The following is a 22,251-nucleotide window of genomic DNA, read 5'->3' as shown; positions in this document are numbered from 1 at the left end:
TACCGGATGGCCCCTCACCCCTTCGCTCTCCCCATCCGATGGGGAGAGGGTGAGGTGAGGGGTTGGTCGATCAGCATCGTTAGGGCCTGGAGATGGATTGCAAGCTATCAGTGCTTGCGCTAAGGTTGTTGGCATCCGGGAACAAATGAAGTGCCGCAGTTTAATGGTGGTCGGTTCGCCTCTGGTGCAGACGCACAGGCTTCTTCTTTGCCAAGTCAATTGGGTTGCGCTGCTCTTTTTTCTCTTCTTCGGCTCGATACGCGCGCAGGCGACGCCTTACAAAGTTCTAGTGTTTTCCAAGACCGCGGGCTTCCGGCACGATTCGATCACCAATGGCATTGCCGCCATTCAAACTCTGGGCGCGACCAATAATTTTTCTGTCGATGCATCCGAGGATTCAACCGTCTTCACCGGCGCGAACCTGGCGCAATTCAAGGCGGTCGTTTTCCTCAGCACGACGGGAGATATTCTGGATGCGAACCAGCAGGCGGCGTTCGAGCGTTACATCGAAGCGGGCGGCGGCTTTGTAGGAATTCATGCCGCGGCGGACACTGAATATGGTTGGCCTTGGTACGGCGGATTGGTCAGCGCATATTTTGCCAGCCATCCTGCCGGCACGCCCGTGGCCACGATCAAGGTGGCGGATCAGATTCATCCTTCGACGACGTCGTTGCCGAAGCGTTGGGTGCGGACGGATGAGTGGTATAATTTCCAGACCAATCCGCGCGGCACTGTTCACGTGCTGGCCACAGTGGACGAGACCACCTATTCCGGCGGCACCATGGGCTTCGATCATCCCATCGCCTGGTGTCATGAATACGACGGCGGTCGCGCCTGGTACACGGCGGGAGGCCATACACCGGAGAGTTTCTCCGAACCCTTGTTTCTCGCGCACATCGTGGGCGGAATTGAATTCGCCGCGGGCGTGAAGCCGGCGGATTGTGGCGCGACAATTGATTCGAATTATCAAAAGGTCATTCTCGACGCCACTCCCGCCGACCCGATGGAACTGGCCGTCGCGCCGGACGGCCGCGTGTTTTACATCGAGCGTGGCGGCAAACTTAAAATTTACAAACCGCAAAACTCTTCCATCGTGATCGCCGGACAGATCGCTGTGTCCACAACGATTGAGGACGGCTTGCTGGGCTTGACGCTTGATCCCGGTTTCGCGACGAACAACTGGCTTTATCTTTTCTATTCCCCGGCAGGCTCGACGCCCGAACAGCACATCTCGCGTTTTACGATGGTGGGCGACACGCTGGACTTGAGTTCCGAGAAAATCCTGCTGATCGTTCCCACGCAACGCGACGAGTGCTGTCATTCCGGCGGCTCGCTGACCTTTGGGCCGGGCGGCAATCTGTTTGCCTCGGTTGGCGATAACACGAATCCATTTGATTCAAGCGGCTACGCACCGATTGACGAACGGCCCGGTCGTTCTGCCTGGGACGCGCAGAAGTCTGCGTCCAACGCCAACGACCTCCGTGGAAAAATATTGCGCATTCATCCGGAGACGAACGGAACTTACACAATCCCTGCGGGCAATTTGTTTCCCACTAACGGATCATCCGGCAAGCCCGAAATCTATGTCATGGGCAACCGCAATCCGTTTCGCATCGCCGTCGATTCAGCTACCGGGTGGCTGTATTGGGGTGAGGTCGGTCCGGATGCCAACGTTGCCAATGCGTCACGAGGCCCGGCGGGTTTGGATGAATGGAATCAGGCGCGGAGTGCCGGCAATTACGGCTGGCCCTACTTCGTCGGAGACAATAAACCCTACATCGATTACAACTTCGATACCGGCGTCTCCGGCGCTGCGTTCAATCCCAGCGCGCCCGTGAATAATTCTCCGAACAACACCGGCGCGACCAATCTGCCGGTGGCGCGGTCGGCCTGGATCTGGTACCCGTACGCTGCGTCCACAGAATTTCCTGAAGTGAACGGCGGGGGAGGGCGCACGGCCATGGGCGGCCCGGTTTATCTCTATCAATCCAATCTCGTCTCCTCCCGCAAATTGCCGCGCTATTACGACAACACCGTTTTCATCTACGAATGGTCGCGTAACTTCATCAAGGAAGTGAAGCTCGATGACAGCGGGAATGTTCTGAAGATCAATCCGTTCCTGCCGAGCTTCACTTTCACGCGTCCGATGGACATGGAGATCGGCCCGGACGGCGCGATTTACATGCTGGAGTGGGGCAACGGCTTCGGCGGCGGGAACACCGATGCCAAAGTCATCCGCATTGATTACGTCGGCGGCAATCGCGCGCCGGTGGCCGTGGCGAGCGCAACACCCGACAACGGCTCCGTGCCCTTGATGATCCAGTTTTCCAGCGCTGGTTCGTTTGATCACGATACGAACGATGTCATCACGTTGGCCTGGAGTTTCTTTGGCAATGGCTCAACGAATTCGACCGCCGCCAACCCGGCCTTCACCTACACAAATGCGGGCAACTACACTGCTCAACTCACCGTTACTGATTCACAAGGCAGTCAAACCATCGCCAATGTTCCAATCTGGGCTGGTAACAACAAACCGGTGGTGACGATTCAACAACCGCCGAACGGCGCGTTCTTTAATTGGGGCGAAGCGATCCGTTACCAGTTGGCTGTCTCCGATGTTGAGGACGGCAGCACGACCAATGGAACAATTCCCTGTTCGAGCGTGATTCTCGAGCCGTCGCTGGGCCACAACGATCACGCGCATCCGCAAGGTCAGTTCTCCGGTTGCGCCGGTCAAATCGTTGCGCCGATCAACACCGATTCCGACGCGGATAATCTGTTTCTTGTGCTGGCCGGCAGCTACACCGACAACGGTGCGCCGAATGTGTCGCCCCTGACTGGGCGCACGACTTATGTTCTCCAACCCAAACACAAACAGGCTGAGTTCTTCACGACCGGCAGCGGCGTGCTCACGCAACCGACGAGCGACCCCAATGGCGGCGGACTGGATATCGTTGGCATCGATCACGGCGATTACATTTCGTTCTCGCCGATGAATCTGACTAACATCAACGCCGTCATTTATCGCGTCGCTGCGGGCGGACTCGGTGGACGCATCGAGGTCCACATGGATTCGCCGGGCGGCGCACTGATCAGCACAGCAAACATTCCCGTCACCGGCGGCAGTTACACCAACGTGACCGCTGCCATCACCAATTCCGGCGGAACACACGAACTCTTCTTCGTTTTTCTCCGTAATTCCGGTGACGCCGGCTTGTTCGTCTTGAATTGGCTGGAATTTCAAGGCAACGGAGTCTCATTGAATCAAACTCCTTTCAGCGGAACGCCGTTGCCTATCCCCGGCACAATTGAAACGGAGAATTTTGACAACGGCGGCGAAGGCGTCGCCTACCACGACAACGATCCGTCGAACAACGGCGTCGAGTATCGCCTTAGCGACGGTGTGGACATCCAGAGCACTACCGATGTCGGCGGCGGTTACAATGTGGGTTGGGTCGAAGGCGGTGAGTGGATGGAGTACACCGTCAATGTCGCCACGTCGGGCCTCTACACGCTTGAAGCGCGGTTTACCTCGACGGGCGATGGCGGGATTGCGCACGTCGAGTTCGACGGCGTGGACAAGACCGGCCCGTTGGACTTTCCCGACACCGGCGGCTGGCAGAACTGGTTCACGATGGTAAAACTCAATGTGCCATTGAATGCGGGCCAGCAGGTGACGCGGCTGGCCATGGACAGCAACGGCGGCAGCGGTCTGGTGGCCAATTTCAATTACCTGCGTTTTACCTTCATCAGCAGCAATAACCCGCCGTCCGTCACCATCACCAATCCCGCAAACAGCGCGACCTTCTCTGCGCCCGCGAACATCACGCTCAACGCCACCGCCACGGACGCCGACGGTTCGGTCAGCAAGGTTGAGGTCTTTGCCAACGGCAACCCAATCGGTACCGATACAGCCAGTCCATTCAGCGTTCTCTGGACCAACGTGCCGGTCGGCTTTTACACCCTGACCGCGCGCGCGACCGACAACGTAGGCCTGACGGCAATGTCTGCCCCGGTCAACATCTCGGTCATCAACGGCGAGGCACCTTTCTTCGGTTTGCCGCAAAGCATCCCCGGAAAAATTCAGGCGGAAGATTTCGACGGTGGTGGTGAAGGCTTCGCTTTTCACGACACCGATACTGCGAACAACGGCGGTCAATATCGCAACACCAGTGTGGACATCGAAAACACGGCGGACACCGGTGGCGGTTACAACGTCGGCTTCACGGCCGGCGGAGAATGGCTGAAGTACACCGTCAACGCCACGGTGGATGGGATTTATTCCCTTGGCGTGCGCGTCGCTTCGATGGGGAACGCCGGCACTTTCCACATTGAAATTGAGGGCGTGAACAAAACCGGCACCATGACGATGAACGACACTGGCGGCTGGCAAACCTGGACCACGATGACAAAAACCAACCTCGCCATCAGCGCGGGCCAGCATGTGATCCGGCTGGCGCTCGACACCACCGGGGCCAACGGAACAGTGGGCAATTACAACTATTTCACTTTTGCCGCCACCAGCACCAACACGCCGGTCTTCCTCCAATCGGCTGTCACCGCGAACGGCACTTTCGCGGACGACGGCGCCGCCTCCATTAACTTAGGTGCTAAAACCATCACCATTCCGCAAACTACCACCACACGCTTCTATCGCCTCCGTTCCACAATCTCGACGCGGATTACGAACATCCAGCTCCTCGGCACAAATGTTGTGATGACTTATCAGTAAGCTTCGGTCGTCGGTTCGTCGCGAAAAATGTCGCGCCAGAAAATCGCCCGCCTTGCGGATACCCCTTCAAGGTTTTTCAGCGACGACTTTGCCCCCACGCCAGACATAGATAGGCGTGCCGTGCATCCGAGCGGTTTTGCGAGCGACTTTTGCCGCACGCCGAAGCGCGCGTCCAACCGCAGCCGAAAAATCCTTGGAGTCGTGCTTGTTATTTTTTGCTCTCATATCTTTCTCTCCAACAGTTCGGGCCTATCGCCGGAATTATCATACACTGTCCAAGCGTCGGTTTGCAACCGGTAGGCGGCCGCGAAATTCTTCCAACCGCGATCAAACCGTCGCAGGACATCGGCGCGTGGCACGTCATGGCCGCCTTGTTTCACGCGGGCGGCTATGCGGTGCAAGGCGAGCTGCGGTGAGGAAAGCCGGAGGAATATCATTTCGACTCGGTAGCCGGCCGCTTTCCAACGCTTGAGCCGGCTCAAGTAAGTCAATCCGCTTAATGTGCTCTCAAAGGCGAAGTCGAGTCGCCCTTTGGCGAGCCGGTCAAGTTCTTTGAGAAGCAAACGACCAGCAGCCAGCGCCGCCAATTCCGGACGAAGAGGGGACAAACCGGCAGCGAGCAGGTCGGCATTCACGAAATGAACCACACCCGCGTCTCTTGGCAGAAACTCCCGGGCGAAGGTTGTTTTGCCCGCACCATTTGGCCCAGCGATGACAATGCAGCGAGGTGATTTTAATTGCTGTCCTTTTTCTGAGTTCAAACCGTCGTCAATGAATTGGAAATTGAATTAGCATGCAAACCAAATCGTGATGGGACTTCGCCTAATGGTTCTCGTTGCGGCAGACACCGCGACTTTTTTTCAGTCAGCTAATTGAGGGTTGGGGTCAGGCCCTCATTGGTTCGTGGTCTGTGTGACCGTGAAATGAATCTGCCGATTCTGGACGGTCGTTTGGTGCGGCGTGACGCTGATGTTCACGTTGCTCCGCATCGAACATGGCGACTTCCTTCTCCAACGCGAGGGCAATCAAAAATGAACAAAAAAAGATTACGGCGAGCGGGAAGGTTACGTAAAGGCTGGGAACGCTGCTGACATCAATAATGTCGGGCACAAACAAAACCGCCATCACGGTGTTGGCAATCGTGAGTTCCAGTAAGACTTTTGTGAGCCTGCTCATACATCGAAGTCCTTGTCGATTTGACAATACCGGTTGAAGAAACGCTCAAAACTGAATCCGCGTCTTTGATCGGGGTTGAATATCTGGTTCGCCGTCTGTTCAAAAGCGGCAGGTTCAATCAGCAGTCACGGCGACGCGCCAGCGAATTTGACAACGTTAGATTAATCTCCGGCCACTTCCTCCGAGAGTTCGTTCCGGTCATCCGGTCTCCGCGGAAAATGTTGTGCGAGCAAATCGCCGGCCTTGCGAATGCCGTGCAGAATGGCCTGAGTGAATTCCGCTTTGCGAAAGTGCGTGGTCATTTCGTCCCTGACTCCCCGCCAAAATGCGTCGCCGCAGCGGCTGTGCACTCCCTGGTCGCCGATGATGGCAAAGTTTCTCGATCTCGGCGCGACGAAGATCAGCACGGCATTCTTCCGCTTGGTTTTGGTCATGCCCATCCGCAGGAACGCTCTTTGGGCCGCCGCCATCGGATCGACCAGTTTCTTGTGGCTGACCAGCACGCGGATCTCGCCGGAAGTCTTCCCCTCGGCCTTCCGGATCGCGGCGACAATGTCGTCGTGCTGAAGCTGGTTTAGAAATTCCTGTGCTCTCATAAACTTACCAACTGCCTCCCGCGCCGCCGCCGCCAAAACTTCCGCCGCCACCGGAGAAGCCGCCACCCCCGCCGCCACTCCAACCGCCACCGCCGCTCGAACCACTGCTCCAGCCCGACCATCCACCGCCGCTTGACCATCCGCCTCCGCTAAAGATTGTATGTCCGACACGGCGGATGAAACCAACAATAGCGAAAAGAACGATCAGACCAAATACGCCAAAGAAGAGCAGGAAGAAAAGCGCCGGAGTAGCACCGCTTGATTCCGCGACCGTCTGCCCCGTGCCTTTGTATTCACCGCGTGTCGCCGCAAGAATGGCGGCCACACCCGCGCTCAACCCGCCATCGAAATCGCCCGACTTGAAGTGCGGTTTGATCTCGTATTCGATGATTTGTTTGCAAAGCGCGTCGGGCAGCGCGCCTTCCAATCCGTAACCGACTTGCAAAAACATCTTGCGGTCTTGAATGAAAACAAACAGCACCGCGCCATTGCTTTTCCCTTTTTGTCCGACTTTCCACGCTTGGGCCACGCGCACGGTGTAATCTTCAATCGACGAGTCTGACTGCATCTTCGGAAAAACGGCGACCACGATCTGGCTGGAACTCGTCTTCTCGAAATCCTCCAGCGTTTTGTTCAGCCGATCTGCCGTTGCCGCTGAAACAACCTGAGCGTAGTCGTTGAAGTACCGTGCTGGCGCGGGCGGAATCACCTCAACCGCCGCGAGGCCGAATGACCAGAGCAAACCGACAATGAGGCAGAAGCGTTTCATCGGATTGAAAAGTAGAATTGCATGAAACACACTCGCCCTCACCCCGACCCCACGGCTGTTGAAATAAGGCCAAGGCACGCTAAAGCGTGGGCACCGAACGTGCGGAAACCCGCTGGGTGTCCACGCTCTAGCGTGTAATGGTCGTGCTCGCCGGCTAAAGCCGGGACTCCAAACGGCTTTTCCGTACAGACGCGGAGCCGTAGCAGCCGACGTGAGTCGGCTCTAACTCCCTTCGTTTGTTGATGGAGCGGACTCACGTCCGCTGCTACGAAGTTCATCGGGAGGGGAAACGTATCAAATAAACCTTTGTCAGTCGGTTTTGCGGCATTGATTGTCATTGTTTAACCGGAGCAGCCGACGGTGCCGGCTTCCCGAAATCAAATTGTACTTTGGGCGGTGTTTCCGAACCCGGCGTCGCGGTGAAGTACGGTTTCTCTTTGAAACCGAGCGCCGCGGCATAGAACATTTCCGGGAACGATTTGATTGCCGTGTTGTAAGCTTGCACTGCTTCGTTGAAGCGCCCTCGCTCCACGCTGATCCGGTTCTCCGTGCCTTCCAACTGCGCTTGCAGGCTGAGAAAATTTGAGTTGGCTTTCAGGTCGGGATAGCGCTCCACCACCACCAGCAGGCGGGACACGGCGGAGGAAAGCTGTCCCTGCGCCTTTTCAAATTCGGCGAGCTGGGCGGCGTCGGTGGGCGCGTTGCCGCCGAGTTGAACTTTGCCGACCGACGCGCGCGCGTCGGTTATTTCGATAAGCGTCGATTTTTCAAAGTTTGCCGCGCCGGACACGGTGGCGACCAGGTTGGGAATGAGATCGGCGCGCCGTTGATAGACGTTCTGCACCTGCGCCCATTGCTTATCGACCCCTTGCGACAGCTTGACGAGCCGATTGTAGCCGAAACCCGCGACGAGAATCAAAATCAATACGATGCCGCCGAGCACCGCCAGAATTCCGCATCCAATGCCAAGTTTTTTCATGGAATTAAATTTAAGTTTGAGCCGACAATACGATTCGCCGTGCCGCCGGGCAATTACAATACCGGCTCTTGATTATAGGATTTGCGCCACGCGGATAGTCCTTGATGGAAGTTCGCAAGTCTGGTTTCATAACCCCATGCTAACAGCCCCAGTTGTAGAAACCCATCATGCACGACGACGCGCACGCACTGCGGCAAAACAATAATATGCGGCTGCCACACAGTTGGATTCTATGAAAACAACACACATTGTCACACTGGCATACTTGGGAATTGTGCTCTCAGGCTGCAAGTCGCCTCAAGGAGTAACGCCAATTATGGCAACGGCAGAATACGCAGCCAAAGAGCCAATCGCCACGTCCCTCTTTCCCTCAGACCAAGCGATTTTGGGCGATGACGTGGTGGCGCGGATACTTTCAAGCAAACTAGAGCTTCCAGCGAAAGCGAAGCTGGCGCTTATGAAGTTTCCCGACACGGAAGGAACAAGGTATTACGGCAGATCTTACTGGCGTGACGAAGAGTATTTGAAGCTTCAGCAGGGGCAGGTGGACACGTTGTCGAAAGCCCTTCTCGCGTCAGATCAGATTGCGGAAGTGACCCCATTGCCTTCCCTCATGACGCCGAGTCGGGTGTCGATTCCAGTTCTCAGGGAGGCAGCGGTGAGGATGCAGGCTGACTTGCTGCTGGTGTTTCGAGTCGGGAGCGATACGTATTCACAATACAGGGCATTCGCCAAAGACAAGGCGAAGGCATACAGCACATGCGAGTTGGTGCTGTTGGACGTGCGTACGGGTCTAGTCCCATTCACGCGTGTCGTGAGTCGTGAACGGCTGGAACTCAAGCAGCCGGCCGACCTTGATCTTTCTGAGACGATGCGACGAGCCGAGCAAGCGTCTGCTGCCGAGTCTTTGAAATTGGCTGCAGAAGATTTGGTTAGTTTTGTAAAGTCAGTGCCTAGAAAAGGTGGCTAACACCTTTTGAACCCCCGCCCTTTTACCAATTGGGCTTTCATTTCACCAGCGAGAGTGATTTCTTCCATTCCCCACTTGACGCAAAGTGAACTCGAATTCATTTTGAATGCATAACCCCGATTGTCGGAGGAATCATTTATGAAAACCAATGGCAGCCCTGATCAGAACGGGAACGAATCCCGTTGCGAAATCCCCACGGTCTCGCGTCCGGAGGAACGCGCGGCGGCGGAACAACGAAGAAAATCCTTTCCCTATCGCTTCCCACGCGACCGCCGGCCACGGGGCGGTAAATGTCTTTTGTAGATTGCGGCAACCAGCCGCGCCTTCCCTTCGCGTTTCAGAAATTTGAAGTTCCTTTGCGCGCCGCGCACCGCTATTTTGATGGCGATGTCTTCCATTACGAAAACCGAAGAGTTCAATTTGATTGAACAAGCCGTCAGATGAGAGTCGTCCTTGATACGAACGTGCTTGTAGCAGCCGCCCGGTCACGACGGGGCGCAAGTTATGCGCTGGTCAGCTCAATTCCTTCAGCTGGATTCGAGCTTTGCCTTTCGGTGTCGCTTTACATGGAGTGGCAGCAGGTGCTGACGCGCGATGAAAACCTGTCGCCTGGCCGCACGGTGGAGGAAACCCGGAACTATTTGCGTTATCTCGCCGGCCAGTCGCATTTGCAGGAGATTCATTTCCTGTGGCGGCCTTTTTTGCGCGACGCGGATGACGACATGGTTTTGGAACTGGCTTTTGCAGGGGTTGTCGCTATCTTGTGACGCATAACGTGAAAGATTTTCACGGGGCAGAGCAGCTTGGTGTCACAGTGATCTCACCCCGCGAATTCCTGAAACTGACACAACAAAAATCATGAGCACTCTGACTGTCCAATTACCGGAGTCGTTGAAGAGAACCATCGAGGCGCTGGCCGCGAAGGAAGGATATTCGGCCAGCCAGTTTATGGCCAGTGCTGCCGGTGAAAAGCTGGCGGTCGTCCTCACGATGGACTATCTGCGCCGGGAGGCCGCTGCTGGACGCCGGGAAGATTTTGAGAAATACCTGGCCGCTTCGCCGGATGTCCCGCCGATGCCGGGTGATGAGTTGTGATGGTCGCCGTCGCGCGAGGTTACGACCGGAGTTTTACGAAAAAGCGGACGGGAAACCATTCGCTTTTTGTTTGGGGCGTGTTCGGTGAGTCGCCGCGAGTTCGAGAAAATTGAAGTTCCTTTATGTGGCGCACACCGCTATTTGGTTGCGATGTCTGCCATTACCATTTGCCTTGGCGTCTTGGGCGACTTGACGCTGATTCAGAAACATCGGCTTTGCAAACGGCGGTCGGTTGGGTATCTTCCCGTCATGAAAGCGGTCCTGGCTGAAGACGGTAAAATCATCATCCCACACGAGTTGCGCGAAGACGCCCAACTCAAGCCCGGCGACACTTTGGATGTCCAGCTTTACAAGGGCACGCTCGTTCTCCGCAAGCATCAGCCCCTGACGCGCGAGCAATGCGCCGCGTTGCTCGAACGCAGCCGGTCGCAGCCAAAGCCCACGACGGAAGATGACCTCGCCGTCGAACAGGCGATTCAGGAAGCGCGCGCGCAGCGGCGATGACCGTTGTTCTCGACACCAACATCGTTGCCAGTGCGACTTACTGGCGAGGCAAGCCGGCTCATTGTCTCGAAGCCTGGGTGAACGGGACTTCCATTCCCCACTTGACGCAAAGTGAACTCGAATTCATTTTGAATGACACAACCCCGATTGTCGGAGGAAACATTTATGAAAACCAATGGCAGCCCTGATCAGAACGGGAACGAGTCCCGTTGCGAAATCCCCACGGTCTCGCGTCCAGCGGAGCGCACGGCGGCGGAACAACGAAGAAAATCCTTTCCCTATCGCTTTCCACGCGACCGCCGGCAACTGGGCGGAAAGTTCACGGTGCAGGAAAACGCGCGGCGTCTGTTGCTCTTCTTTTACTTTGAACGGCGGCTGGCCCAGGCGTTGGGCGCATGGACGTTGAGCATTCCTGAGTTCGAGGTGAAGGTTGAAACAGGCCGGCACATTTTTTACCACGCTGATGCCGCGCGCCTTCTGCGCGAACGATTGAGCGAACAGGAAATGCGCCCAAAGGACATCGATGCATTCCGCGACGCGGAGATTGACCGGTTCCTTGACGAGCTTCTCAGCGCGGCTGATACGCCGGAGCTTTTGGCCGGTATGCACCAAGTCATCGGCAAGGCGCTCGAAACAACTTACCGTCATCACATTGATAACACCGATCCGGTCACTGACGTTCCCACCATCCGCACCTTGAAGCGAATCCTCACCGATTACGAACCGATGCGTGAATGGGCCGAGGGCGCGATCACAGCTTACATCGAGGGCGGAATAGAGGAGAGTCGATTGGCGACATGGCGCTGGCATCTGCAACGGTTATTGGGCAGTATCGGCGGGGTGACGGGAGTGGATGCGCGCAATCCCGAGCCGACTCCGTTGCGTATCGCGGAGAAACCATTTCTGCGCGGCACGGTGCCCAAGCGCGACACACGCTTCGACACTTTCATGAACACCGGCGACTACGATACGGCGGATGGCCAGCCGCGTTTCGAAAAGGATTCTTACGAAAGCCTTCGCCTGCGATTTATCCGGACGCAGCGGGATGAAGTCGATGCCATTGAGGCCTTCGGAACATTTCTTTGGGACATCCGGTTCATTGATTTTCAGGCGGAGTATGATCTGGCGCGCATCACCTGGGACGAAGCGCGGCACACGGAGATTGGTCACCGCGCGTTGCTCGCCGCCGGCTACGATCCGTTCGAATTGCGCAATCGCCTGACCAGTTCAACCTGTCGCGGTCCGATGGAGCCAGCCTACGCGATGGCGGAGATCAATTTGTTTGGCGAAGTTGGCGTGCTTAAAACCATCAACGGCTTGATCGACACCGCTCGTGACAAGGATGATTCGCTGCTGTTTCACATCGCCGACTTCATTCGCTCCGACGAACGAACGCACGTGCGCAAAGGTCAGCATATCCTGAAGTGCATGACGAATCTCGGCTCGCAGGAACTGGAACTGAAGACGCGCGAGTTGTTCACGGAATGTCTGGTGAGTCTCGGCGCGGTGAAGGCGGACATGGATTTGTTCATTGTCTCGCGCGAGGACATCGAACGTCTGGTTGGCGAATAGGCGGTCGCCAATCGGATGAAAATGTTTCTCCGAATCGCGGTTACGCTGTGCGTGATGTTTGCCGGGATGTTTGGTTCGGCCGGAACTTGGGATTTGCCGTTCGCGTGGGCGTGCCTCGGAATCTATGCGGCGTTCGTGGTAACGATTCTATTCAAGATCGACCCAGCGCTGCGGAAGGAGCGGCTCAAGCCTGCGCCCGGTGGAAAAGATCGCAACCTGCGTGCGGCCATCGCTCCATGCATCTTGGGGAGTTGGATTGTTGCTGGGCTGGATGTGGGCCGTTTTCACTGGTCGGACACAGTCCCATTCGGCTGGCGACTGGTGGGCTTGATCGGGTTGGCCGCATCGCTGGCGCTCTCGTTCTGGGCAATGATGGCGAATCGTTTCTTCTCACCGGTCGTGAGAATTCAAACCGAACGGGGTCATCATTTGATTAGCGATGGGCCGTATCGGTTCCTCCGACATCCGGGTTACCTTGGAATTATGGGCGGCCCAACGTTCGTCGCCTTGGCGCTTGGCTCTTGGTGGGCATTGCTTCCAGTAGCAGGGATTGTGTTCCTGATTGTCCGCCGCACCGAGATGGAAGACAAATTTCTGCGCCGTGAGCTCGAAGGTTATCCGGCGTACGCTGAACAAGTACGCTATCGTTTGCTGCCAGGGGTTTGGTGAGTGCCGATTGCAGGATGGCATCCCTGCGGAGGTAATTTGCTACTTCGGCTTCGGTGATTTCGTCCGGCTTTTCAGAATGACTTTCGGCCCGTCCGCCGTTGCGACGATCAATTCCACGCCCGCCTTCTTTAGGGCAGCCTGCATCTCGACCGGTGGTGATTGGTCTGTAACAATGGTGTCAATGTCCTTCAACTCGCAGAGATGACTGATGGATTGGCGGCCGAATTTGGTGTGGTCCACGCACATAATGATGCGCCTGGCGGCTTGCATCATGGCGCGCTGTATATCTATGAGCAGACCGTGGGAATTTCTGACTCCCTCCGGCGAGATGCCGCCGCAACTCATGATTGCCACGTCGGCGTGGACTTGGGCGAAGGACGCCACGGCCAGCGGCCCCACCAGCACACCGAGACGCGGATAAATCACTCCGCCGCTCACCACCACCTCCAGCTTGTGCGTGGAAGAGAACGCGTTTGCGACGGGCAGGGAGTTGGTGATGATGTGGGGCGTCTTGGCTTCCAGATGCCGGGCGACATGAAAACACGTCGTGCCGGCGTCCACAATGATGGTTTGGTTGGGGGAAATGAGCTCCGCGCACGCCTCGCCGATGGCTTCCTTCTCGGAAAGCTGGTGGGTGTCGCGGGCGGAAAACGTGAACTCGTCCGACTTGGGATTGGCCAGGCGCGCTCCGCCGTGGGTACGTTGGATGGAGCCTTGAGCTTCCATGATGTCCAGGTCACGCCGCACGGTGGAAACGGAAGCGTCCACCAGTTCGGAAAGCTCTTCCAACGAGGCGAATTCCACCTTCGCAAGGTGTTCATCGATACGCTTTTGACGCTCTTCGGTCTGCATTGCCTGTCAGAATCGTGGAATAGTATGATAATTATTGCAAGAAAATAGTTGACATAATTTCATTTTCTATCAAAATCTATCAACGATGTCTATCGCCTTGCAATCCAGGCCGCACCGGGCGGTGATCGAACATCTGGTTCGACAGGCCGTTTATGCTAGGCTCGGCAAACCCTTGCCGCAGCCCGCGGCGGCGCCCAATCCCCTGGTCGTCAACATCAGCGCCCGTCACTGCCACCTCACGCAGGACGCGGCGGAAGCGCTTTTTGGCAAAGGCTACCAGCTTCAAGTCCACAAATGGCTTTATCAGGAAGGCCAGTTTGCCGCGAAGGAAACGCTGACCCTGATTGGCCCGCGCAGCCGCGTGATTTCCAACCTGCGCATTCTCGGTCCCTGCCGGACTCTCAACCAGGTCGAACTCGCCTACACCGACGGCATTGCGTTGGGCTTCGAGTTGCCTCACCGAATTTCCGGCGATATCAAGGGCACGCTCGGCTGCATGTTGATGGGGCCGGCGGGATTCTTCGAGATGGAGCAGGGCGTGATTCGCGCGATGCGCCACGTTCACATGCACCCAACCGATGCTGAGTATTACGGCGTCAAGGCCGGTGACGGTATGAAACTGAAGATTGGCGGCCCCGCCGGCATTATCCTCGACAAGATGCTCGTCCGCGTGGACCAGAGCTTCAAACTTGAAGTCCACATCGACACGGACGAGGGCAACGCCTGCAATCTCCAACCCGACACGTCGGTTGAACTGATGACATAGTTAAGAACATGCCCCAACCCCAAGACATCGTTAAGTTGGTTCTGCTGAACGGAACGCAATCCGAGGCTTCGAGTAGTGGAAACAATGCTGCTTGGCTGTGTTTGTGCGAGAAGAAAGTTTTGCTTGTTGGCCACACTTGCTCAGACGATCTCGCTGAAAATGATCGTGTGGATTGCCGCTGTGGTCGGAGCTTTTTCGTGGTGGGCGAGGGGAAGAGATTTACGAAAGTTCGGGAAGTAAAAGAAGACGCGCGAAAGTAATTACCATTAACTCTCAACAATAAACTAAGAACGAACCTATGATCGAAGCAATTGGAATGATCGAAACGAAGGGCTTTACCGGCAGCGTCGAAGCCACTGATGCCATGGCCAAGGCCGCAAACATCTCCATCTCCCGGACCATCCCCATCGGCGGCGGTCTCATCACCGTCATCTGCCGGGGCGACGTGGCGAGCGTCAAAGCCGCCGTGGACGCGGGCAGCAAGGCTGCGGGGAAGGTGGGTGAACTTATCGCCAGCCACGTCATCGCGCGCCCGCACGATGACTTGATCAAGGGATTCCTTGGTGACAACGCCGTGAAAAAATAATAGCCGCCACGCAACCGCAACTCTCAACTCAAAATAAAACTATGGCTCAACAAGCAATTGGCATGATCGAATGCAAGGGTTTGTGCGCTCTCTTCGAGGCCACCGATGCCGCCCTCAAGTCCGCAAACGTCACCTTCACCGGCTGGGAAAAAATCGGCTCCGGCTACGTCACCGCGTTTTTTCGTGGCGATGTTGCGAGCGTCAAGGCCGCCACCGATGCTGGCGCCTCCGCGGCGTCGCAGGTGGGCACGGTTGTCAGCGTCCAGGTCATCCCGCGTCCCCACGACGGGCTGGTTACGCTCGGCCGCTGGCTTCAGGAGTAGGAGAAATCAGACTGCGGTGCGCCTCGCATGAAGGTTCTCGTCGCCAACATCGGTTCAACTTCGCTCAAGTGGCGGTTGTTCGACTTCTCGAACAACGCCGAACACCTTCTGCACAAGGGCGGAATCGAGCGTGTGACGGACTACCCTGAAGCAATTGATTACTGCCTTGCCGTGCTCAAACACGAGGGACATATCGAAAGCGAACGCGACCTCGCGGCGGGCGGTTTCAAAACCGTCATCGCCAAGGACGTCACCGGCTGTGTGCGAATCGACGAACACGTGCTCGACGCCATGGAGGCCTACAACGGCTTGGCACCGGCGCACAACCCGGCCTACATCACGGGCATCCGCCTCTTTGCGAAACGCCTGCCCGGTGTGCCGCTCATTGCATTGTTCGAAACCGCATTCTACCAATTCGCCCCCGAGGCGATGATGCGGTATGCGGTGCCCGACTCGTGGCATGAGATCGGCGTGCGCCGCTGGGGCTTTCACGGCGCCAGCCACAAGTTCATCGCCGAGCGCAGCGCGGAATTACTGGGTCGCGCTGACCTGGCGGAGCGCGCGCGCCGTCTTTACCGTGACGGTGGTAGATCGCCCGTCAACGGCGCTCCGCTGCGTGTGATTTCGTGCCATCTGGGCGGCAGCTCAAGCGTGACGGGCATTCTGAACGGCGTGGCCATCGGCAACAGCTTCGGCATGACGCCGCAATCCGGTTTGCCGCACAACAATCGTGTCGGCGACCTCGACGCTGCGGCGGTCCCTTACGTAGTGACGACGCTCGGCATTAGCGTTGAAGAAGCGCAGCGTCAACTCGCGAAGGAGGGTGGCCTCAAAGGACTGAGCGGCGGTCTTTCCAACGACATCCGCGATATTCAACAGGCCGCCGCCAAGGAAAACGCGAAGGCGAAGCTCGCCATTGACGTATTTGTCAGCGAAGTGCGGCGCTGGACGGGCGGTTACTTTTTCCAGCTCAATGGTGCCGACGCCATCGTGTTTACCGGCGGTATCGGTGAGAACCGCACCGAACTGCGCGAAGCGATTTGCGCGAACCTCGACCAGTTGGGCATCGTGCTCGACGCGGAAAAGAACAATTCCACACGCGCCACGGAAGGCGTCATCAGCACCGCAAATTCGGGGGTGAAGGTGATGGTCATCCCGGCCAACGAAGAACTCGTCGTCGCGCGTGAGGTGAAACAGCTCTTGCAAAACAACTAATCACAAATCTTTTAACCATCAACTCAAAACGAAAGATAAAACCATGGCACAACCAGCAATAGGAATGATTGAAACACGCGGTCTCGTCGCCCTTGTCGAGGGCACCGACGCAATGCTCAAAGCGGCGAACGTCGAACTCGCCGGTCCAATGACGCAGGTCGGCAATGCCCTCGTCACTGCGGTCGTTGTCGGGGACGTTGCGGCCGTCAAAGCGGCCACGGACGCCGGCGCCCAGGCCATTAAGGCCATGAAGGGCGAAGTCGTCAGCGTGCATGTCATCGCCCGCCCGCACAACGATGTGGACGCGGTGTTGCCGAAGAAAAAGTGAATCGTGATTCGTGATCCGTGATTCCTGATGGGCGTGCCCGTCCGGTTCGCGTTTCACGGAACACGCAACACGCATCACGCTTATGTTCCTCGCTAAAGTCGAAGGCTCAGTCGTTTCAACCAAGAAAGAGGCCAGCATCAACGGCCGCAAGCTGCTGCTGCTGCGCCCCCAATTGGTGGATGACAAAGACCCGGGAAAGTTCCGTCCCGGCGCGAACACCATTGTGGCTGTGGACTCCCTCGGCGCGGGCCTCGGCGAACTGGTCATGTTTTGCCAGGGCAGCAGCGCCCGGCTCGCCGGCGGCATGAAAGACGCGCCGGTGGACGCCGTCATTATCGGCATCGTGGACGCTGTGGATGTGCTGGGGAAACAAATCTACAACGCGAAGCAATGAACTGGAGATTCAGATGACGAAGACGCAAACAGTCCGGTGGTCGCGATCACAAATACTTGGGCGGCGGGTGTCTTCCGCGCAATGGCAGATCAGGAACGACGACCGTTCAAACGCCGCGAACGCAGACGGAGGAGTGAAAGAAGTTCGGCGAGATCAACCAAGCCCTCGGCCTCGCGTTTCTCAGCGGGCGTCAGGCGGCTGCCCTGGTCTTGTTTGTCGAGCAGATTGCGGAGGCGCTTCTGCACTCCTTTGGGCAATCGAAACTTTGCCAGATCGCCCGGCATCTCCACTTCAAGTTGGATGGCTTGGGACATACTTAATGCGATTATCTTGCTTCAAAAAAAACGTATTTCAAGACCAATGATTCATGAGCGCTGTGAATGAAACTTTGATTCGCGATGTCGTCGCCGAAGTACTTGGCCGCCTCGGTGGAGCGCCGGTTGTAACGAAGGTGGCTCCGGCCGCTGCCTCCGCTGATTCGTCATGCGGTTGCGGTGGCAAAGTCGCGAGCTCAAGAGCGCCAGCGCTGCGTGGTAAGTTCGGCGTGTTTGCGGATGCCAATGAAGCCTGTGCCGCCGCTCACGAATCCTTCCTGCAACTCCAGGAGAAGGGTGTCACAGCGCGCGTGAAGATTGTTGAAATCATCAAGGCGATGGCGGACTCGAACGCCGAGGCGTGGGGCAAGCTCGAACTCGACGAAACGAAAATCGGTCGCCTCGACCACAAAATAGAGAAGCTGAAGATCCTCAAACTCGTGCCCGGTGTTGAGTGGCTTCGCCCGGAGGCGCGCAGCGGTGACCACGGCATCACGCTCGAAGAATACACACCCTTCGGCGTTGTTGGAGCCGTCACGCCCAGCACCCATTCGATTCCTACGCTCAGCGGCAACATCGTGAATATCGTTGCCGCTGGTAACGCCGCAGTGTTCAACCCACACCCCGCGGCTTCGCGTTGCGCGGCCGTTGCCGTTCGCGCTTACAACGAAGCCATCTACCGCGAGACCGGCATCGAGAACATCGCCACGATCATCGAGAAGCCGTCGATGGAGAGTTTCGCCGCGATGTGCAAGCACGAGGTCGTGCGCCTATTGCTCGTCACCGGCGGCCCTGGCGTCGTTAAGGCTGCGATGCAGACCGGCAAGCGCGCCATCTGCGCCGGTCCCGGCAACCCGCCAGTGTATGTCGATGACACTGCCTGCTTGAAGCGCGCGGCCAAGGCTATCATTCAAGGCGCGGCCTACGACAATAACTTGCTTTGCATCGGCGAGAAGGAAGTGTTTGCGCTCGAAGTCATCGCCGACAAGTTGATGTCGCAGATGGAACAGAACGGCGCGGTGAAGTTGACCAATTCTCAACTCGACGCATTGACGAAAGCGGCGTTCACGTTCAAGGAAGGGCAGGCCGGTGGTTGCGCCCACGCGTCGGTGAACAAGGATTTCATTGGCAAAGACCCCGTCGTGCTGGCGAAGGCCGCGGGCGTGAACATCCCTTCCGGCACGCAACTACTTTTCGCCGAGACGGACGCCGATCATCCGTTCGTGGTCGAGGAACAGATGATGCCGTTCTTGCCGATCGTGCGTGTGAAAAGCCTGGAGGAAGGGGTGGCGCATTCGCTCGAAGCCGAGCACGGTTACAAACACACGAGCATCATTCACTCACACGACGTCGAGGCGATGACCGCGATGGGCCGCGCGCTGGACACGACGTTGTTCATCAAGAACGGTTCGTGCATGACCGGTCTCGGACTCGGCGGCGAAGGCTATTTGAGTTATTCAATTGCGACGCCGACGGGCGAGGGCGTGACGAACCCGCGCACCTTCACTCGCGTGAGGCGCTGTGTGATGGTGGACAATCTTCGAATCTATTGAGCCATGCTCCTCGCTCGCGTTGAAGGCAATGTGGTCGCCACTCGAAAACATCCGAGCTTCGAGGGGTGGCGGTTCGTGATTTGCCAGCCGATCAGCGACGCCGGCGAACCCGAAGGTGCGCCGCAGGTGGTCATCGATCCGCACGGTGCCGGTATGCATCAACGCGTGGTGATTTCCTCCGATGGCGCCGCCGCGCGCAACGCCGTCGGTGATCAAAAAAGTCCCGCGCGTTGGATAGTCATCGGGGTTGTCGATGAAATGAAAACGGGGGTGCCAGTATGAAAGCATCAACATCCAAACTCCAAGCTCCAGAGAAAGACCAAACTTCAAGCACCAAGTTGGCGTCGCGGGTGCATCTCTTGGAATTTGGTGTTTGGAATTTCTCTGGTGCTTGCATGTTGATGCGTGGAGCTTCTTTAACATGAAACTCGGCGCTGTCATCGGTCGTGTCACCTTAAACAAAGTCGTGCCAGAACTCGTCGGCGCGCGCTGGCTCATCGTGTCACCGTTCACACGCGAGCATTACCAGCGCGGCAGTGAAACACCCCCTGGGCTGAGCAAGGACCCAAGCCTGGTGGTTTACGATGCGCTGGGCGGTGGCGTCGGCCAGACCATCGGCTACGTCGAGGGACGCGAGGCAGCGCAACCGTTCGAGCTGCCAACGCCCATCGACGCCATCAACGCGGCGCTCGTGGACGATATTTTTTACAACCCTCATAAATGAACACCGTCATCAGCGCCCGGGACATCGAAGATTTGCTGGCCAAAGGCGGCGACTTGAAAAGCCTGCCTGCTGACGCAATCTATACGCCGTCCGCGAAGGACCTCCTCCGCGACAAGCACCGGCACAACGGCGGGGGTCGTTCCTCCGGCGCAGCGAGCCTCGCCACCATCACGACGGCGCCCGCCAAGCCGCTAAATTCCAAATCCGCAAAGGCCGAGTTGGAAGCGTTGTTCAACTCACCCTACTGCCACGCGTTGAAAGAACAGCTCTGCGAAATCGGGCGCCGCTTGTGGCAACGCGCCTATGTGGACGGCAATGGCGGCAACATCGCGATCCGCGTCGGCGAAGACATTGCGCTCTGCACACCCACCTTGGTGAGCAAAGGCTTCATGAAGCCCGAGGACATGTGCCTCGTGGATTTCGAGGGCAATCAACTTTGCGGCGCGAAGAAGCGCACGAGCGAAATCCTAATGCACCTCCAGATCATGAAGCGCCAGCCAAAAGCCGTGGCGACGTGCCATTGCCATCCGCCATACAGCACCGGCTTCGCCGTCGCCGGATTAGTGCCGCCTACGTGCATGATTCCGGAGTACGAAGTGTTCTCGTCGGTCGCCGTTGCGCCGTATCGCACGCCCGGCACGCCGGAAATGGGCAAGCTCGTCGCCGACCTGGTGGACAAACACAACACGATTCTGATGGCGAACCACGGCGTCGTTTCCTGGAGCCACAACAATGTGGAGGACGCGTACTTCAAGATGGAAATCCTTGAGGCGTATTGCCGCACCGTCCTGGTAAGCGCGCAACTCGGCAAACCGGCGCAGACTATGACACCGGAGCAGCTTCAGGACTTGTTGAAGATCAAGCAAAGTCTCGGCATTCCCGACCCGCGTTTCGGACTCAAGGAATGCGAGCTGTGCGACAATGACGAGTGGCGCCCCGGCGTTACTTGCGCCGTGCCCGGCACTCAGTCGCCCGCCGCCTCATTCGACACGGAAGCCGAAGCTGCCGTGAAAGCGATCACGGATCAAATCTTAGCGCAGTTGGCTGATTCAAAATCGTGAAAGTGAAAGCACCAAGCACCAACATCCAACCTCCAGAGAAGCACCAAGCATCAATCCTCCTAGAGTCATCCGGAGAGCGATGCTCCGAGTTTGGAGTTTGGAGTTTCTATGGTGCTTGGAGCTTGGAATTTGGAGCTTGTTTCGCATGAAAGTAACCATCATTGGCGGAGGCGGTCGGGTAGGAAGCTGCGCGGCGTTCGCTCTGCAATGCGGCGGGCTGGTGGCCGAACTGCAAATCCTCGATGCCAACAAGGACATGGCCGAGGGCGAAGCGCTCGATCTGTTACACGGCAGCGCGTTCGCGGGTGACCAGAAGATTTATGCCGGCGATTACGCCCGCGCCGCTGACAGCGATATCTTCCTGATCACTGCTGGACTGCGCCGCAAACCGGATGAATCGCGTCTCGACCTCATCAATCGGAACGTTGCGCTGTTCGTTCAAATCCTCGACAGCATCAAATCCGCGGGCATGAAAACGGACGCGCATGTTTTCGTCGTGTCGAACCCGGTGGACATCCTTACACAGCTCGCGGTGCAACGGCTTGGACTTCCGTGGCGGCAGGTTTATGGCTTGGGTACGATGCTCGACAGCTCGCGCTTCAGTTCATTCATCGCAGAGGAACTCAAGCTTGCTCCCACGCAGGTGAAGGCTCTCATTCTCGGCGAACACGGCGATTCCATGTTGCCGGTCTGGTCGAGTGCGACGGTCAACGGACTGCCGCTCGCCGGTCTGCCCGAATGTTCGCCGGGTTTCCAGAGTGCCGTCTTCGAGCGCACCAAAGGCAGCGGCGCGGAAGTGATCAAGCGCAAGGGCGGCGCGGGTTGGGCCGTCGGGATCGCCATCCGGGACGTCATTCATGCCGTGCTGTTGAATAAACGATCGCTGTTGCCGGTATCGTCGCTCGTCCAGGGCGACTACGACATTCGCGACATCTGCTTGAGCGTCCCGTCTGTGGTGGGCCGCTCGGGCGTTCAAAAGCACGTTGAAATTAAGCTTTGGCCGAAGGAGCTGATGGCGTTGCAAGGCTCGGCGCGGGCGCTGAAGGAGACGTTGGCGAAAGTAAAAGCGTGAT

At 57.3% G+C, this 22,251-nt stretch carries 28 protein-coding genes; 19 read left to right on the top strand and 9 right to left on the bottom strand.

Annotated elements, in window-relative coordinates:
- The first annotated feature begins 145 nt into the window (after positions 1 to 145).
- Positions 146 to 4,732 (top strand): ThuA domain-containing protein, encoded by a 4,587-nt coding sequence (locus tag HY298_22065; GenBank protein ID MBI3852950.1) that lies wholly within the window; start codon positions 146 to 148, stop codon positions 4,730 to 4,732.
- Between the two features lie 66 nt (positions 4,733 to 4,798).
- Here the strand turns inward: HY298_22065 and HY298_22060 are convergent, their stop codons facing one another.
- From HY298_22060 to HY298_22035, 6 genes are all read right to left on the bottom strand, one after another.
- A complete protein-coding gene (locus HY298_22060) occupies positions 4,799 to 4,957 on the bottom strand; it encodes a hypothetical protein (GenBank protein MBI3852949.1) in 159 nt (52 codons plus the stop codon).
- Complete coding sequence (locus HY298_22055; GenBank protein MBI3852948.1) at positions 4,954 to 5,493, bottom strand: zeta toxin family protein; 540 nt, start codon at positions 5,491 to 5,493, stop codon at positions 4,954 to 4,956. The genes HY298_22060 and HY298_22055 overlap by 4 nt, the downstream gene beginning before the upstream one ends.
- Positions 5,494 to 5,617: 124 nt before the next feature.
- Positions 5,618 to 5,908, bottom strand: a complete 291-nt coding sequence (locus HY298_22050; protein ID MBI3852947.1) for a hypothetical protein — start codon at positions 5,906 to 5,908, stop codon at positions 5,618 to 5,620.
- A gap of 161 nt (positions 5,909 to 6,069) precedes the next feature.
- Positions 6,070 to 6,504 (bottom strand): TPM domain-containing protein, encoded by a 435-nt coding sequence (locus HY298_22045; GenBank protein ID MBI3852946.1) that lies wholly within the window; start codon positions 6,502 to 6,504, stop codon positions 6,070 to 6,072.
- A 4-nt stretch (positions 6,505 to 6,508) separates the two neighbouring features.
- A complete protein-coding gene (locus HY298_22040) occupies positions 6,509 to 7,273 on the bottom strand; it encodes a TPM domain-containing protein (GenBank protein ID MBI3852945.1) in 765 nt (254 codons plus the stop codon).
- A 334-nt stretch (positions 7,274 to 7,607) separates the two neighbouring features.
- Positions 7,608 to 8,252, bottom strand: coding sequence for a LemA family protein (locus HY298_22035; protein MBI3852944.1), 645 nt, complete (start codon positions 8,250 to 8,252; stop codon positions 7,608 to 7,610).
- Between the two features lie 232 nt (positions 8,253 to 8,484).
- On the opposite strand from HY298_22035, the gene HY298_22030 reads away from it, so the two are divergent.
- Positions 8,485 to 9,222, top strand: coding sequence for a hypothetical protein (locus HY298_22030; protein MBI3852943.1), 738 nt, complete (start codon positions 8,485 to 8,487; stop codon positions 9,220 to 9,222).
- A 132-nt stretch (positions 9,223 to 9,354) separates the two neighbouring features.
- Here HY298_22030 and HY298_22025 read toward each other — a convergent pair whose 3' ends face one another.
- On the bottom strand, positions 9,355 to 9,654 hold the full coding sequence (locus tag HY298_22025) for a hypothetical protein (protein ID MBI3852942.1): 300 nt from the start codon (positions 9,652 to 9,654) through the stop codon (positions 9,355 to 9,357).
- 8 nt (positions 9,655 to 9,662) lie between these two features.
- Between HY298_22025 and HY298_22020 the strand changes: the two genes are divergently transcribed.
- The 6 genes from HY298_22020 (at position 9,663) to HY298_21995 (ending at position 13,062) form a co-directional block, all read left to right on the top strand.
- Complete coding sequence (locus tag HY298_22020; GenBank protein MBI3852941.1) at positions 9,663 to 9,989, top strand: putative toxin-antitoxin system toxin component, PIN family; 327 nt, start codon at positions 9,663 to 9,665, stop codon at positions 9,987 to 9,989.
- 91 nt (positions 9,990 to 10,080) lie between these two features.
- A complete protein-coding gene (locus HY298_22015; protein MBI3852940.1) occupies positions 10,081 to 10,317 on the top strand; it encodes a ribbon-helix-helix protein, CopG family in 237 nt (78 codons plus the stop codon).
- A gap of 150 nt (positions 10,318 to 10,467) precedes the next feature.
- On the top strand, positions 10,468 to 10,821 hold the full coding sequence (locus tag HY298_22010; protein MBI3852939.1) for an AbrB/MazE/SpoVT family DNA-binding domain-containing protein: 354 nt from the start codon (positions 10,468 to 10,470) through the stop codon (positions 10,819 to 10,821).
- Positions 10,818 to 11,009 carry a hypothetical protein gene (locus HY298_22005; GenBank protein ID MBI3852938.1) on the top strand — a complete coding sequence of 64 codons (192 nt, stop codon included), beginning with the start codon at positions 10,818 to 10,820 and terminating at the stop codon, positions 11,007 to 11,009. Before HY298_22010 ends, HY298_22005 begins: the two co-directional genes overlap by 4 nt.
- Complete coding sequence (locus tag HY298_22000) at positions 10,987 to 12,393, top strand: hypothetical protein (GenBank protein MBI3852937.1); 1,407 nt, start codon at positions 10,987 to 10,989, stop codon at positions 12,391 to 12,393. The genes HY298_22005 and HY298_22000 overlap by 23 nt, the downstream gene beginning before the upstream one ends.
- 15 nt (positions 12,394 to 12,408) lie before the next feature.
- Entirely contained in the window at positions 12,409 to 13,062 is a 654-nt protein-coding gene (locus HY298_21995) for an isoprenylcysteine carboxylmethyltransferase family protein (GenBank protein MBI3852936.1), read from the top strand.
- A gap of 39 nt (positions 13,063 to 13,101) precedes the next feature.
- Here HY298_21995 and HY298_21990 read toward each other — a convergent pair whose 3' ends face one another.
- Positions 13,102 to 13,914: a DeoR/GlpR transcriptional regulator gene (locus tag HY298_21990; protein ID MBI3852935.1), complete on the bottom strand. Its 813-nt coding sequence runs from the start codon at positions 13,912 to 13,914 to the stop codon at positions 13,102 to 13,104.
- An 85-nt stretch (positions 13,915 to 13,999) separates the two neighbouring features.
- Here HY298_21990 and HY298_21985 point away from each other — a divergent pair, with 85 nt between their 5' ends.
- The 6 genes from HY298_21985 to HY298_21960 all read left to right on the top strand — a co-directional run bounded on the left by HY298_21985 (position 14,000) and on the right by HY298_21960 (position 17,526).
- A complete protein-coding gene (locus HY298_21985; GenBank protein MBI3852934.1) occupies positions 14,000 to 14,680 on the top strand; it encodes a phosphate propanoyltransferase in 681 nt (226 codons plus the stop codon).
- A gap of 298 nt (positions 14,681 to 14,978) precedes the next feature.
- A complete protein-coding gene (locus HY298_21980; protein ID MBI3852933.1) occupies positions 14,979 to 15,266 on the top strand; it encodes a BMC domain-containing protein in 288 nt (95 codons plus the stop codon).
- A gap of 41 nt (positions 15,267 to 15,307) precedes the next feature.
- Entirely contained in the window at positions 15,308 to 15,589 is a 282-nt protein-coding gene (locus tag HY298_21975; protein MBI3852932.1) for a BMC domain-containing protein, read from the top strand.
- Between the two features lie 27 nt (positions 15,590 to 15,616).
- On the top strand, positions 15,617 to 16,804 hold the full coding sequence (locus tag HY298_21970; protein ID MBI3852931.1) for an acetate kinase: 1,188 nt from the start codon (positions 15,617 to 15,619) through the stop codon (positions 16,802 to 16,804).
- 43 nt (positions 16,805 to 16,847) lie between these two features.
- Positions 16,848 to 17,132, top strand: a complete 285-nt coding sequence (locus HY298_21965; GenBank protein ID MBI3852930.1) for a BMC domain-containing protein — start codon at positions 16,848 to 16,850, stop codon at positions 17,130 to 17,132.
- Between the two features lie 82 nt (positions 17,133 to 17,214).
- Positions 17,215 to 17,526: a EutN/CcmL family microcompartment protein gene (locus HY298_21960; GenBank protein MBI3852929.1), complete on the top strand. Its 312-nt coding sequence runs from the start codon at positions 17,215 to 17,217 to the stop codon at positions 17,524 to 17,526.
- Positions 17,527 to 17,615: 89 nt separating this feature from the next.
- On the opposite strand, the gene HY298_21955 is transcribed toward HY298_21960, so the two are convergent.
- Entirely contained in the window at positions 17,616 to 17,828 is a 213-nt protein-coding gene (locus tag HY298_21955; GenBank protein MBI3852928.1) for a hypothetical protein, read from the bottom strand.
- A gap of 65 nt (positions 17,829 to 17,893) precedes the next feature.
- On the opposite strand from HY298_21955, the gene HY298_21950 reads away from it, so the two are divergent.
- The 5 genes from HY298_21950 (at position 17,894) to HY298_21930 (ending at position 22,250) form a co-directional block, all read left to right on the top strand.
- Complete coding sequence (locus HY298_21950) at positions 17,894 to 19,393, top strand: aldehyde dehydrogenase EutE (protein MBI3852927.1); 1,500 nt, start codon at positions 17,894 to 17,896, stop codon at positions 19,391 to 19,393.
- A gap of 3 nt (positions 19,394 to 19,396) precedes the next feature.
- Positions 19,397 to 19,675, top strand: coding sequence for a EutN/CcmL family microcompartment protein (locus tag HY298_21945; protein ID MBI3852926.1), 279 nt, complete (start codon positions 19,397 to 19,399; stop codon positions 19,673 to 19,675).
- Between the two features lie 139 nt (positions 19,676 to 19,814).
- Positions 19,815 to 20,117, top strand: a complete 303-nt coding sequence (locus HY298_21940) for an ethanolamine utilization protein EutN (GenBank protein MBI3852925.1) — start codon at positions 19,815 to 19,817, stop codon at positions 20,115 to 20,117.
- The gene (locus tag HY298_21935; GenBank protein MBI3852924.1) at positions 20,114 to 21,178 is read left to right on the top strand and encodes a class II aldolase/adducin family protein; all 1,065 of its coding nucleotides are present in this window, start codon (positions 20,114 to 20,116) and stop codon (positions 21,176 to 21,178) included. Before HY298_21940 ends, HY298_21935 begins: the two co-directional genes overlap by 4 nt.
- Positions 21,179 to 21,323: 145 nt before the next feature.
- A complete protein-coding gene (locus HY298_21930) occupies positions 21,324 to 22,250 on the top strand; it encodes a lactate/malate dehydrogenase family protein (GenBank protein MBI3852923.1) in 927 nt (308 codons plus the stop codon).
- Position 22,251 lies beyond the last annotated feature (1 nt).

The organism is Verrucomicrobiota bacterium (assembly GCA_016200005.1).
Taxonomy (GTDB): Bacteria; Verrucomicrobiota; Verrucomicrobiia; order Limisphaerales; family PALSA-1396; genus PALSA-1396.
This window is presented reverse-complemented; position numbering and strand designations above follow the sequence as displayed.

Coding starts and splice junctions, on each gene's coding strand:
- HY298_21935 (MBI3852924.1), top strand. CDS start 20,114: ATGAACACCGTCATCAGCGCCCGGGACATCGAAGATTTGCTGGCCAAA.
- HY298_22035 (MBI3852944.1), bottom strand. CDS start 8,252: ATGAAAAAACTTGGCATTGGATGCGGAATTCTGGCGGTGCTCGGCGGC.
- HY298_22065 (MBI3852950.1), top strand. CDS start 146: ATGAAGTGCCGCAGTTTAATGGTGGTCGGTTCGCCTCTGGTGCAGACG.
- HY298_21950 (MBI3852927.1), top strand. CDS start 17,894: ATGAGCGCTGTGAATGAAACTTTGATTCGCGATGTCGTCGCCGAAGTA.
- HY298_22010 (MBI3852939.1), top strand. CDS start 10,468: ATGTCTGCCATTACCATTTGCCTTGGCGTCTTGGGCGACTTGACGCTG.
- HY298_22045 (MBI3852946.1), bottom strand. CDS start 6,504: ATGAGAGCACAGGAATTTCTAAACCAGCTTCAGCACGACGACATTGTC.
- HY298_22060 (MBI3852949.1), bottom strand. CDS start 4,957: ATGAGAGCAAAAAATAACAAGCACGACTCCAAGGATTTTTCGGCTGCG.
- HY298_21985 (MBI3852934.1), top strand. CDS start 14,000: ATGTCTATCGCCTTGCAATCCAGGCCGCACCGGGCGGTGATCGAACAT.
- HY298_22050 (MBI3852947.1), bottom strand. CDS start 5,908: ATGAGCAGGCTCACAAAAGTCTTACTGGAACTCACGATTGCCAACACC.
- HY298_22040 (MBI3852945.1), bottom strand. CDS start 7,273: ATGAAACGCTTCTGCCTCATTGTCGGTTTGCTCTGGTCATTCGGCCTC.
- HY298_22005 (MBI3852938.1), top strand. CDS start 10,818: ATGACCGTTGTTCTCGACACCAACATCGTTGCCAGTGCGACTTACTGG.
- HY298_21940 (MBI3852925.1), top strand. CDS start 19,815: ATGAAACTCGGCGCTGTCATCGGTCGTGTCACCTTAAACAAAGTCGTG.
- HY298_22015 (MBI3852940.1), top strand. CDS start 10,081: ATGAGCACTCTGACTGTCCAATTACCGGAGTCGTTGAAGAGAACCATC.
- HY298_21970 (MBI3852931.1), top strand. CDS start 15,617: ATGAAGGTTCTCGTCGCCAACATCGGTTCAACTTCGCTCAAGTGGCGG.
- HY298_22000 (MBI3852937.1), top strand. CDS start 10,987: ATGAAAACCAATGGCAGCCCTGATCAGAACGGGAACGAGTCCCGTTGC.
- HY298_21965 (MBI3852930.1), top strand. CDS start 16,848: ATGGCACAACCAGCAATAGGAATGATTGAAACACGCGGTCTCGTCGCC.
- HY298_22020 (MBI3852941.1), top strand. CDS start 9,663: ATGAGAGTCGTCCTTGATACGAACGTGCTTGTAGCAGCCGCCCGGTCA.
- HY298_21960 (MBI3852929.1), top strand. CDS start 17,215: ATGTTCCTCGCTAAAGTCGAAGGCTCAGTCGTTTCAACCAAGAAAGAG.
- HY298_21945 (MBI3852926.1), top strand. CDS start 19,397: ATGCTCCTCGCTCGCGTTGAAGGCAATGTGGTCGCCACTCGAAAACAT.
- HY298_21980 (MBI3852933.1), top strand. CDS start 14,979: ATGATCGAAGCAATTGGAATGATCGAAACGAAGGGCTTTACCGGCAGC.
- HY298_22030 (MBI3852943.1), top strand. CDS start 8,485: ATGAAAACAACACACATTGTCACACTGGCATACTTGGGAATTGTGCTC.
- HY298_21930 (MBI3852923.1), top strand. CDS start 21,324: ATGAAAGTAACCATCATTGGCGGAGGCGGTCGGGTAGGAAGCTGCGCG.
- HY298_21995 (MBI3852936.1), top strand. CDS start 12,409: ATGAAAATGTTTCTCCGAATCGCGGTTACGCTGTGCGTGATGTTTGCC.
- HY298_21990 (MBI3852935.1), bottom strand. CDS start 13,914: ATGCAGACCGAAGAGCGTCAAAAGCGTATCGATGAACACCTTGCGAAG.
- HY298_21975 (MBI3852932.1), top strand. CDS start 15,308: ATGGCTCAACAAGCAATTGGCATGATCGAATGCAAGGGTTTGTGCGCT.